This window comes from Achromobacter sp. (assembly GCF_036567245.1).
Taxonomy (GTDB): domain Bacteria; phylum Pseudomonadota; class Gammaproteobacteria; order Burkholderiales; family Burkholderiaceae_B; genus Achromobacter.
The window spans coordinates 1-11,647 of the sequence record NZ_DATCUY010000210.1 but is presented as its reverse complement, the minus strand read 5'-3'; the positions used below and the strand labels follow the sequence as shown (position 1 = coordinate 11,647).

Below are 11,647 nucleotides of genomic sequence, written 5' to 3'. Positions count from 1 at the left end.
CAGCTTGGCGCGCGGGTCGTAGTTCTTGTAGACGCGGTGGCCAAAGCCCATCAGGCGCACGCCCGAGTTCTTGTCCTTGACCTTCTCCATGAACTCGCCGACCTTGGCGATGCCGCCGTTGGCTTGCAGCTCTTCCAGCATCTGCAGGCAAGCTTCGTTGGCGCCGCCGTGAGCCGGGCCCCACAGGCAAGCCACGCCGGCCGAGATGGCGGCGAACGGGTTGGTGCCCGACGAGCCGCACAGGCGGACGGTCGAGGTCGAAGCGTTCTGCTCGTGATCGGCGTGCAGGATGAAGATGCGGTCCAGCGCGCGCTCGACGACTTCGTTGACCTTGTAGTCTTCGCACGGCGTGGCGAACATCATGCGCAGGAAGTTGCCCGTGTAGGACAGGTCGTTCTGCGGGTAGATGAAGGGCTGGCCTTGCGAGTACTTATAGGCCATCGCGACCAGCGTCGGCATCTTGGCGATCAGGCGGATGGCCGAGATGTGGCGATGCTGCGGGTTCGTGATGTCGGTGGAGTCGTGGTAGAACGCGGACAGCGCGCCAACCAGACCGGTCAGCACAGCCATCGGGTGCGCGTCGCGGCGGAAACCGCGCAGGAAGAAGTGCAGCTGCTCGTTCACCATCGTGTGATGGGTCACTTGCGAATCGAAGTCGGCCTTCTGGTCCTTGTTGGGCAGTTCGCCGTTCAGGATCAGGTAGCAGATGTCCATGAAGTCGCAATTGACGGCCAATTGCTCGATGGGGTAGCCGCGGTACAGCAGTTCGCCCTTGTCGCCGTCGATGTACGTGATGCCCGATTCGCAGGCAGCGGTGGACATGAAGCCGGGGTCAAACGTGAACATGCCCGTCTGGCCGTACAGCTTGCGGATGTCGATCACATCCGGACCAACCGTACCCTTGTAAACAGGGAACTCAATGGGGGCGCTGCCATCCGAGAAGGATAGAGTGGCTTTTTTGTCAGACAGGTTCATGTTCATTCCTCTCAATTAATCAGAGCGCGCGCATCTGGCCAATGATGCTCCGAAGCCTGGGCGTGTCCAGCGCGCCTTCAAGTTCTTTGCGGGCCAGCAGCAGATCGAGAAGGTCGTTGTCGCCCATCTCGAAAAGCTGCGTCAATGCCGCCACGTCATCATCGGTAAGCTCAGCCTCGTGGGCATCCAGATACCGGGTGATGATCAAGTCGTTTTCGAGCAAGCCGCGGCGCGCCCGCCAACGCAAACGCGCCCGCTCCAATTCAGTTAGCTTGCTCATCTTTCCTTACACCTAAAAAAAGCCCCAGCGCCGCACCCGCTACGCGGGTTTGCCGCCCCCCGAGGGGACGTTTTTGCCTTGGGACAGCCCGGCGGCAAGACGCCGCCGGAGGCAAAAATGCGCTTGCTCAAAACTAGACCGTGCGACGGACCATCAGTTCCTTGATCTTGCCGATCGCCTTGGTCGGGTTCAGTCCCTTGGGACAGACGTCGACGCAATTCATGATCGTGTGGCAACGGAACAGGCGGTACGGATCTTCCAGGTTGTCCAGACGGCTGCCCGTGGCTTCGTCGCGGCTGTCGGCGATGAAGCGGTAGGCTTGCAGCAGGCCGGCCGGGCCGACGAACTTGTCCGGGTTCCACCAGAACGACGGGCAGGAAGTGGAACAGCACGCGCACAGAATGCACTCGTACAGGCCATCCAGCTCTTCGCGTGCCTCGGGCGACTGCAGGCGTTCCTTTTCGGGCGGCGGCGTGTCGTTGATGAGGTACGGGCGGATCGAGTGGTACTGGTTGAAGAAGTGCGTCATGTCCACGATCAGGTCGCGGATGACGGGCAGGCCCGGCAGCGGACGCAGGACGATGGGTTCCTTCAGTTCGCGCAGGTTGGTCGTGCACGCCAGACCGTTCTTGCCGTTGATGTTCATGGCGTCCGAACCGCACACGCCTTCACGGCACGAGCGGCGCAGGGCCAGGCTGTCATCGACGTCGTTCTTGATGCGCACCAGCGCATCGAGCAGCATCTTGTCGGTCGGCTGGAGTTCGACTTCCAGCTTCTGCATGTACGGGCGCTCGTCCTTGTCCGGATCGTAGCGGTAGATTTCGAACTTGACGATTCTCTTGTTGCTCATAGTGGGCTCAATCCGGACTTAGAAGGTACGCGCCTTGGGCGGGAAGGACTCGACCGTCAGCGGCTTCATCTGCACGGGCTTGTAATCCAGGCGGCTGCCTTCGGAGTACCACAGCGTGTGCTTCAGCCAGTTTTCGTCGTCGCGCGTCGGATGGTCGTCCAGCGCGTGCGCGCCGCGGCTTTCGGTGCGGTTGGCGGCCGACTTGATGGTGGCGCGGGCCACTTCGGTCATGTTCGCCATTTCCAGCGCCTCGACGCGCGCGGTGTTGAACACCTTGGACTTGTCCTTGAAGTAGATATTGTCGGCTTGCTTGGCCAGATCTTCGATCTGAGTCACGCCTTCGTTCAGCAGTTCCAGCGTGCGGAACACGCCGCAGTGGCGCTGCATCGAGAAGCGGATGGCGTTGCCGATGTCCTGGGTCTTTTCGCCCGAAGTGCGCGATTCCAGCTTGTTGACGCGGTCCAGCGAGAATTCGACGGCTTGCTGCGGCACGGGCTGGTGCGCGTGCTGGCGTTCCGGATGCGAATTGACGATGTGGTTGCCGGTGGCGCGGCCGAACACGATCAGGTCCAGCAGCGAGTTGGTGCCCAGGCGGTTGGCGCCGTGCACCGACACCGCGGCGCATTCGCCGATGGCGTACAGGCCGTTGATGACCTTGTTTTCGCCATTTTCGCGCGACAACACCTGGCCGTGGTAGTTGGCCGGGATGCCGCCCATCTGGTAGTGGATGGTCGGAACGACGGGGATCGGTTCCTTGATCGGGTCGACGTTGCCGAACTTGATGGCGATTTCGCGGATCGAGGGCAGGCGCTTGTTGATGACGTCGGCGCCCAGGTGGTCGAGCTTGAGCACCACGTAGCTGCCGTCCGGACCGCAACCGCGGCCTTCCTTGATTTCCTGGTCCATCGAGCGGGACACGAAGTCGCGCGGGGCCAGATCCTTCAGCGTGGGCGCGTAGCGCTCCATGAAGCGTTCGCCATCCTTGTTCAGCAGGATGCCGCCCTCGCCGCGCACGCCTTCCGTGATCAGCACGCCGGCGCCGGCCACGCCGGTCGGGTGGAATTGCCAGAATTCCATGTCCTGCAGCGGAATGCCCGCGCGGGCGGCCATGCCCAGGCCGTCACCGGTGTTGATGAAGGCGTTGGTGGAAGCGGCCCAGATGCGGCCGGCGCCGCCGGTGGCCAGCACCGTGGTCTTGGCTTCCAGGATGTAGATTTCGCCCGTTTCCATTTCGAGGGCGGTCACGCCCACGACGTCGCCCGCTTCGTTGCGCAGCAGGTCCAGCGCCATCCATTCGACGAAGAACTGGGTGCGCGCAGCAACGTTGCGCTGGTAGAGGGTGTGCAGCAGCGCGTGGCCGGTGCGGTCGGCAGCGGCACAGGCGCGCTGGACCGGCTTTTCACCGAAGTTGGCGGTGTGGCCGCCGAACGGACGCTGGTAGATGGTGCCGTCGGGGTTGCGGTCGAACGGCATGCCGAAGTGCTCGAGTTCGTACACGGCGTTCGGCGCTTCGCGGCACATGAATTCGATGGCGTCCTGGTCGCCCAGCCAGTCCGAACCCTTGACGGTGTCGTACATGTGCCAGTACCAGTTGTCTTCGCTCATGTTGCCCAGCGAGGCGCTCACGCCGCCTTGTGCGGCAACGGTGTGCGAACGCGTGGGGAACACCTTGGACAGCACTGCAACGGACAGGCCCGCTTGGGACAGTTGCAGCGAACAACGCATGCCGGCTCCGCCGGCGCCAACGACCACCACATCAAACTGGCGGCGCGGCAAGGATTTCATGACAGAGACCACGGCTTAAATGCTCCAGAGGATTTGCGCGAAGTAAACGACCGAACCGACCAGCCAGAGGATCGTCAACACTTGCAGCAGCAGGCGCACGCCCACCGACTTGACGTAGTCCATCCAGATGTCGCGCACACCAATCCAGGCATGCCAGGCCAGCGCAATGAATGCAAGGGTGGCCAGGATCTGGCCAACCGGAAGAACGCCCACGTAGAAGTTGAACAGCGCGGTCCAGTGCTCGTACGTGAAGGACGGCATCATCAGGATGCCGATCAGCAGCACCAGCGTGTACACGGCCATGATGACGGCGGTGATGCGCTGGATGATGAAATCCATGACGCCGTAATGGGCGCCCACGACCAGACGCTTGGGTCCGTAGTTTTTCACGTCGGCCATTACAGCACTCCGAACAATTTGAGGGCGAACACCAGGGTCAGCGCCAGGCTCACCCCGAAAACCACGCCGGCGCTCTTCTTGGCCGACAGCTTGTCGATGCCGATGTGCAGGTCCAGCAGCAGGTAGCGGATGCCGGCACAGAAGTGGTGCAGGTAGCCCCAGATCAGGACCAGGAAGACGAGCTTGACGATCGGATTGCCGGCGTACGCGGCCACGGCTGCGAACGTCTGCGGCGCGGCCACGCTGGCCGCGAACAACGGCAGAATGACCAAGGGAAGACAGAGGAACAGCAGCGCGCCGCTGACGCGGTGCAGAATGGACAGCTTGCCGGCCAGGGGCAGGCGGTAGCTGGCGAGTTGCGCAATACCAATATTGCGAAACTGCGGACGTGGCTTGGCAGCGGTGTCGGACATGACGGCCTCGGTGTTTCGGAACTAGGGAATCGTTACGGCGGGAATGCCGTGGCCCTTGCGGGCAAACACGGTATTTTCGCCCAGAGATAGGGTCGGTATCAAATCGTAGTTAAAAAGCTCATCAATTCAGACTATTGCGGTAGTGGTATCGATCGGTCAAGTACAACCCCCGGCGAATTTCCATGGGGCGGTCACCATACGTATAAGACACCCTATCCACCTGCAACAACGGCGTCCCGGCGGGAACATTAAGCAGCGGACAGACCTCGGCCGGCGCGATCACCGCGCGCAGCTTTTCGTCCGCGCGCACCATGCTCACGCCGAATTCGGATTCGAACAGACCGTAGAGCGGCGCCTTGTTGGCGGTCAACAGCTCCAGGGTCAGTCCACGGAAAATGGAACCAGGCAGCCAGATGTCGTCCACGACGGTGGGCGTCTGCCCCATGGACAGCAGGCGGCGGATCATGACGACAGTCTCGCCGGCCCGCAGGTCCAGGGCGCGCGCGATCTCGGCAGGCGCCCGCAGGCGCCGGCATTCCAGGATGCGGCTTTCGGCCCGGCCGGGCTCGCCTTCTTCGTCGGCGGCCAAGCGCAGGAAGCGGTAGCGCACGCGCGCTTCGTGATGGGTGGCGACAAAAGTGCCCTTGCCCTGCCGGCGCAGCAACATGTGCTCGGCGGCCAACTCGTCGACCGCCTTGCGCACCGTGCCCTGGCTCACCTGGAAACGGGCGGCCAGATCGATTTCGCTGGGGATGAGTTCGCCGGGCTTCCATTCGCCGCGTTCCAGGCTCTGGACAAGCAGATCCTTGATTTGGCGGTAGAGCGGACTGAAAGCGGCCCCCTCGCCCGCCGTGCGGGCGGCGCGAATGCGTAAGGAGGTTTCGGGCCGGGGCTCTGCCATGGATCTTTTTGATTGAGTCATGTTTATCCGGGGAAATGGGAGGACGGCGCAAGGCAGCGAACCCATCCGCAATGCGCTGCTGCCGCCAATGTTCTGGCTTGATACAGGCGCGCAACCGAAACCGGGCTGCGGCGCATTCGAATAAACGCTCTATTGTGGCATATCGGCCGGCAAGCTGTCCAACGTCTTATGTCTTATATAAGATAGAAGAGCAATTGACGGACACGTAAATTCGATCTAGGATTCAACGCTGTCCGGGCCCTGCGCCAGCCATGCTGCGCGCCGCTGTGCACGCCGCTGCGCACGCGTTGATTTTCACGCCCAACGATTACACTGATTGGTGAGATTTTTTTCTCGCCAAACCATTACGGAGAACGTCCATGTCCAAGCCTGCCTTGCGTGTCGCCGTCACCGGCGCCGCCGGCCAAATCGGTTACGCACTGCTATTCCGCATCGCCTCGGGCGAAATGCTGGGTAAAGATCAACCCGTCATCCTGCAACTGCTGGAAATCCCCGACGAGAAAGCGCAAAAGGCCCTGAAGGGCGTCATCATGGAACTGGATGACTGCGCCTTCCCGCTGCTGCAAGAAGTCACCGCCCACAGCGACCCGCGCACCGCCTTCAAGGACGCCGACGTGGCCCTGCTGGTTGGCGCCCGTCCGCGCGGCCCCGGCATGGAGCGCAAGGACCTGCTGTCCGTCAACGCCCAGATCTTCACGGCTCAGGGCAAGGCCCTGAACGACGTCGCCAGCCGCAACGTCAAGGTCCTGGTGGTGGGCAACCCGGCCAACACCAACGCCTACATCGCCATGAAGTCGGCGCCGGACCTGCCCGCCAAGAACTTCACCGCCATGCTGCGCCTGGACCACAACCGCGCCCTGTCGCAACTGGCCGCCAAGTCTGGCAAGGCCGTCGCCGACATCGAAAAGCTGGTCGTGTGGGGCAACCACTCGCCCACGATGTACCCCGACTACCGCTTCGCCACCGTCGGCGGCGAATCGCTGTCCAAGCTGATCAACGACGACGCCTGGAACCGCGACACCTTCATCCCCACCGTGGGCAAGCGCGGCGCCGCCATCATCGAAGCCCGCGGCCTGTCCTCGGCCGCTTCGGCCGCCAACGCCGCCATCGACCACGTCCGTGACTGGGTCCTGGGCAGCAACGGCAAGTGGGTCACGATGGGCATCCCGTCGGACGGCTCCTACGGCATCCCCGAAGGCATCATCTACGGCGTGCCGGTCACGACCGAAAACGGCGAATACAAGCGCATCGAAGGCCTGGAAATCGACGCCTTCTCGCGCGAGCGCCTGGACTTCACGCTGAAAGAGCTCCTCGAAGAGCGCGACGGCGTCAAGGACCTGCTGAAGTAAGCAGCGCATGAGTAAAGAATTGGGCCCGTTTGCGCGGGCCCAATTCCTAAGCAAGACCGAAACATAAACCTGTCCCTTTGCTCCTGCGCAAAGGAATTCCGCGAAGGGGACAGATTTATTTTCCGGCCAGTCCTTCCATCCGGGGCATTCTGAAAACACCCGGTCCAAATTACGGAGACCACCCATGTCCAGACCCGAATCCGCCGGCGCCCTCTTCCGCCGCGCACTCGCCGAAGAAAGCCCCCTGCAGATCATCGGCGCCATCAACGCCAACCATGCGCTGCTGGCCAAGCGCGCCGGTTACCGCGCGATCTACCTGTCCGGCGGCGGCGTCGCGGCGGGCTCGCTGGGTCTGCCCGATCTGGGCATCAACACCATGGACGACGTCCTGACCGACGTGCGTCGCATCACCGACGTCTGCGACGTGCCGCTGGTGGTGGACATCGACACCGGCTTCGGCCCCTCGGCGTTCAACATCGCCCGCAGCGTCAAGAGCCTGATCAAGTTCGGCGCCGCCGCCTGCCACATCGAAGACCAGGTCGGCGCCAAGCGCTGCGGCCACCGCCCGGGCAAGGAAATCGTCTCGACCGAGGAAATGGCCGACCGCGTCAAGGCTGCGGCCGATGCCCGTACCGACACCGATTTCTACCTGATCGCCCGCACCGACGCGATCGCCTCGCACGGCGTGGACGCCGCCATCGAGCGCGCGCTGGCTTGCGTGGAAGCGGGCGCCGACGCCATCTTCGCCGAAGCCGCCTACGACCTGCCCACCTACGACCGCTTCGTCAAGGCGGTCAAGGTGCCGGTGCTGGCCAACATCACCGAATTCGGCAAGACGCCGCTGTTCTCGGTGGAAGAACTGAAGAGCGTGGGCGTGGGCATGGTGCTCTACCCGCTGTCGGCCTTCCGCGCCATGAACAAGGCCGCCGAAGCGGTCTACACCGCCATCCGCCGCGACGGCCACCAGAAGAACGTGGTGGACCTGATGCAGACGCGCGAGGAACTGTACGACCGCATCGGCTATCACGAGTTCGAATCCAAGTTGGACGCGCTTTTCCAGAAAGGCAAGGCGTAAGCAGGCCCTCGGTTTCCGGCGCCGCGGCAGCCGCCCGGCGCCTTGCATGCCCACCCCCATAGCAACGACCATCGCGAAAGGAAGGAGTAGAGACATGAGTACGGCTCCCAAGAAGCAAGTGGCCAAATCGGACGCCAAGCCGGAAGAAAAAGCCGGCTTCAAACCCAAGAAATCGGTTGCGCTGTCTGGCGTCGTCGCCGGCAACACGGCGCTGTGCACGGTTGGCCGCAGCGGCAATGACCTGCACTACCGCGGCTACGACATCCTGGATATCGCCCACACCAGCGAATTCGAGGAAATCGCCCACTTGCTCGTCCACGGCAAGCTGCCGAACAAGGCCGAGCTGAAGGCCTACAAGGAAAAGCTGCGCAGCCTGCGCGGCCTGCCCGCCCAGCTGCAAGCCGCACTGGAAGCGCTGCCCGCCGCCAGCCACCCCATGGACGTGATGCGCACCGCCGTGTCGGTGCTGGGCTGCGTGCTGCCTGAGAAAGACGACCACAACACCCCGGGCGCGCGCGACATCGCCGACCGCCTGATGGCCAACCTGGGCTCGGCGCTGCTGTACTGGTACCACTACAGCCACAACGGCCGCATCATCGACGTGCAGACGGACGACGACAGCATCGGCGGCCACTTCCTGCACCTGCTGCACGGCGAAAAACCCAGCGATGATTGGGTCAAGGCCATGCACATCTCGCTGAACCTGTACGCCGAACACGAGTTCAACGCGTCCACGTTCACCGCCCGCGTCATCGCCGGCACCGGCTCGGACATGTTCTCGGCCATCTCGGGCGCCATCGGCGCGCTGCGCGGCCCCAAGCACGGCGGCGCCAACGAAGTGGCCTTCGACGTGCAGAAGCGCTATGACACGCCGGACGAGGCCGAGGCCGACATCCGCCGCCGCGTCGAAGCCAAGGAAGTTATCATCGGCTTTGGCCACCCCGTCTACACCGTGTCCGACCCGCGCAACAAGGTCATCAAGGAAGTGGCCAAGAAGCTGTCCAAGCAGGCCGGCAGCACCAAGATGTTCGACATCGCCGAACGCTTGGAAACGGTCATGTGGGACATCAAGAAGATGTTCCCCAACCTGGACTGGTTCTCGGCCGTCAGCTATCACATGATGGGAGTCCCGACCGCCATGTTCACGCCGTTGTTCGTCATCGCGCGCACGGCGGGCTGGTCGGCCCACATCATCGAGCAGCGCATCGACAACAAGATCATCCGCCCCACCGCCAACTACGTGGGCCCGGAAGACCAGAAGTTCGTGCCGCTGGAAAAGCGCAAGTAAGACCGGGGCACGGACGAGGGCACGGCATGGCCACCTGTATTCATCCTATGGAGAGGTACCGCTATGTCTGCCCCGATCTCCAACGTCCGTCCCGATCCCGACCTGGTCCTGGTCGATATCGCCGACTACGTCCTGAAGTATGAAATCCAGAGCGGCTTGGCGTACGAAACGGCACGCAACTGCCTGATCGACACGCTGGGCTGCGGCCTGGAAGCGCTGGAATATCCGGCGTGCAAGAAACTGCTGGGCCCCATCGTGCCCGGCACGACCGTGCCCCACGGCGCCAAGGTGCCAGGCACGCAATTCCAGCTCGATCCGGTGCAAGCCGCGTTCAACATCGGCACGATGATCCGCTGGCTGGACTTCAACGACACCTGGCTGGCCGCCGAATGGGGCCACCCGTCCGACAACCTGGGCGGCATCCTGGCCACGGCCGACTGGCTGTCCCGCACTGCGGTCGCGGCGGGCAAGCCGCCCCTGCTGATGCGCGACGTGCTGACCGGCATGATCAAGGCGCATGAGATCCAGGGCTGCATCGCACTGGAGAACTCCTTCAACAAAGTCGGCCTGGACCACGTGGTGCTGGTCAAGGTGGCCTCCACCGCGGTGGTGGCGCAGATGCTGGGCCTGAGCCGCGAGGAAGTGATCAACGCAGTGTCGCTGGCCTGGGTCGATGGCCAGAGCCTGCGCACCTACCGCCACACCCCTAACACCGGCAGCAGAAAGAGCTGGGCGGCGGGCGACGCCACCAGCCGCGCCGTGCGCCTGGCGCTGATCGCCAGGACCGGCGAAATGGGCTACCCGTCCGTACTGACCGCGCAGACCTGGGGCTTTTACGACGTGCTGTTCAAGGGCCAGCCGTTCAGGTTCCAGCGCCCCTATGGCAGCTACGTGATGGAAAACGTGCTGTTCAAGATTTCGTTTCCGGCCGAATTCCATGCGCAGACCGCCGTCGAATGCGCGATGGAACTCCATGGCCGGTTGAAGGCTGCCGGCAAAAGCGCCGACGACATCGCGAAAATCACCATACGCACGCACGAGGCCTGCATCCGCATCATCGACAAGAAGGGCCCGCTCTCCAACCCGGCCGACCGGGACCACTGCATCCAGTACATGGTGGCGGTGCCGGCGCTGTTCGGCCGCCTGACCGCGGCCGACTACGAAGACGAGGTGGCGCGGGACCCGCGCATCGACGCGCTGCGCGACAAGATCGTCTGCGTCGAAGACCCGGCCTACACCCGCGACTACCACGATCCCGACAAGCGCTCGATCGCCAATGCGCTGACGGTGGAATTCAAGGACGGCACGCGGCTGGACGAAATCGTCTGCGAATACCCCATCGGCCACAAGCGCCGCCGCGCCGAAGGCATACCGCTGCTGGAAGCCAAGTTCCGCACCAACCTGGCGCGCATGTTCCCCTCCCGCCAGCAGGACCGCATCCTGCAAACTTCGCTGGACCAGAAACGGCTGGAGGCCATGCCGGTCCACGAGTACGTCGACCTGTACGTGATCTGAGCTGCCACCCCGCAAAGCCCCGTCCGCGGGGCTTTGCCCCGGCCCTGGGCGCACCGTGGCGCAGCTTACAATGCTGCTTTCCTCGACTGGATCGCACCATGGCCATGCTTTGGGTCAAGACCTTTCACATCGTCTTTATCGCTTCCTGGTTTGCCGGCCTGTTCTATCTGCCGCGCATATTCGTGAACCTGGCCCAGCAATCGGACGCCACGGTCCAGACCACCCTGCTGGGCATGGCGCGCCGCCTGTACCGCTTCACCACCATCCTGGCCGTGGTCGCGGTCGTGTTCGGCATGTGGCTGTACCTCGGCTATGGCATCGGCGTCGGCCCCGGCAACGGCTGGATGCACGCCAAGCTCTTTTTCGTCCTGCTCGTCATCGGCTACCATCACGCCTGTGGCCTGATGCTACGCAAATTCGAACAGGGCAAAAACACCCGTTCGCACAAGTTCTATCGCTGGTTCAACGAAGTTCCCGTCTTGCTGCTCTTGGTGGTGGTGGCGCTGGTCGTCGTCAAACCCTTCTGATACCCCCTACCTCTGCACATTCGCCAGGATTCGTATGTCCTCTGATGAACAGGACCGTCCGCGCAAGACGCTGACGATCAAGAAAACGGCGCGCGACGCCCACGCTGAAGACGCCCCCAAGCGCACCCGCACGGGCGCCCGCGCCCGCCTGGTCGCGCAGCAGGAGCGCACCAAGGAAAGCATCGAACGCCAGAAGGATCCCGTCGCCTATCAACGGCGCAAGGACGAGGAAGCCCGCGGACCGCGCGGCGCCAGCCGCGGCCAGCCCG

The 11,647-nt window shown here is 63.3% G+C and carries 12 protein-coding genes and 1 pseudogene; 6 read left to right on the top strand and 7 right to left on the bottom strand.

Annotated features, from left to right (window positions below; all coding sequences use genetic code 11):
• The 7 genes from VIR09_RS09150 to VIR09_RS09120 form a co-directional block, all read right to left on the bottom strand.
• A partial coding sequence (locus VIR09_RS09150) for a citrate synthase (RefSeq protein WP_332012574.1) occupies window positions 1-975 on the bottom strand: 975 nt, incomplete at its 3' end.
• A gap of 19 nt (window positions 976-994) precedes the next feature.
• A complete protein-coding gene (locus VIR09_RS09145; protein WP_013392311.1) occupies window positions 995-1,255 on the bottom strand; it encodes a succinate dehydrogenase assembly factor 2 in 261 nt (86 codons plus the stop codon).
• A gap of 133 nt (window positions 1,256-1,388) precedes the next feature.
• Window positions 1,389-2,105 (bottom strand): succinate dehydrogenase iron-sulfur subunit, encoded by a 717-nt coding sequence (locus tag VIR09_RS09140; protein WP_013392310.1) that lies wholly within the window; start codon window positions 2,103-2,105, stop codon window positions 1,389-1,391.
• Window positions 2,106-2,123: 18 nt separating this feature from the next.
• Complete coding sequence (gene sdhA, locus VIR09_RS09135; protein ID WP_414639408.1) at window positions 2,124-3,890, bottom strand: succinate dehydrogenase flavoprotein subunit; 1,767 nt, start codon at window positions 3,888-3,890, stop codon at window positions 2,124-2,126.
• Between the two features lie 15 nt (window positions 3,891-3,905).
• Window positions 3,906-4,289: a succinate dehydrogenase, hydrophobic membrane anchor protein gene (sdhD, locus tag VIR09_RS09130; protein WP_332012572.1), complete on the bottom strand. Its 384-nt coding sequence runs from the start codon at window positions 4,287-4,289 to the stop codon at window positions 3,906-3,908.
• Window positions 4,289-4,702: a succinate dehydrogenase, cytochrome b556 subunit gene (gene sdhC, locus VIR09_RS09125; protein WP_013392307.1), complete on the bottom strand. Its 414-nt coding sequence runs from the start codon at window positions 4,700-4,702 to the stop codon at window positions 4,289-4,291. The genes sdhD and sdhC overlap by 1 nt, the downstream gene beginning before the upstream one ends.
• 121 nt (window positions 4,703-4,823) lie before the next feature.
• Complete coding sequence (locus VIR09_RS09120; protein WP_332012571.1) at window positions 4,824-5,603, bottom strand: GntR family transcriptional regulator; 780 nt, start codon at window positions 5,601-5,603, stop codon at window positions 4,824-4,826.
• Between the two features lie 380 nt (window positions 5,604-5,983).
• On the opposite strand from VIR09_RS09120, the gene VIR09_RS09115 reads away from it, so the two are divergent.
• The 6 genes and pseudogenes from VIR09_RS09115 to VIR09_RS09090 form a co-directional block, all read left to right on the top strand.
• Window positions 5,984-6,973, top strand: a complete 990-nt coding sequence (locus tag VIR09_RS09115) for a malate dehydrogenase (RefSeq protein ID WP_013392305.1) — start codon at window positions 5,984-5,986, stop codon at window positions 6,971-6,973.
• Between the two features lie 184 nt (window positions 6,974-7,157).
• Window positions 7,158-8,048, top strand: a complete 891-nt coding sequence (gene prpB / locus VIR09_RS09110) for a methylisocitrate lyase (protein ID WP_054450739.1) — start codon at window positions 7,158-7,160, stop codon at window positions 8,046-8,048.
• Between the two features lie 94 nt (window positions 8,049-8,142).
• Window positions 8,143-9,336: a bifunctional 2-methylcitrate synthase/citrate synthase gene (gene prpC / locus VIR09_RS09105; RefSeq protein ID WP_332012570.1), complete on the top strand. Its 1,194-nt coding sequence runs from the start codon at window positions 8,143-8,145 to the stop codon at window positions 9,334-9,336.
• A 63-nt stretch (window positions 9,337-9,399) separates the two neighbouring features.
• Window positions 9,400-10,851, top strand: a complete 1,452-nt coding sequence (locus tag VIR09_RS09100; RefSeq protein ID WP_332012569.1) for a bifunctional 2-methylcitrate dehydratase/aconitate hydratase — start codon at window positions 9,400-9,402, stop codon at window positions 10,849-10,851.
• Window positions 10,852-10,949: 98 nt separating this feature from the next.
• Window positions 10,950-11,378, top strand: a complete 429-nt coding sequence (locus VIR09_RS09095) for a CopD family protein (protein ID WP_013392301.1) — start codon at window positions 10,950-10,952, stop codon at window positions 11,376-11,378.
• A gap of 34 nt (window positions 11,379-11,412) precedes the next feature.
• Window positions 11,413-11,647: pseudogene (locus VIR09_RS09090) on the top strand (DNA methyltransferase); the annotation flags it as partial.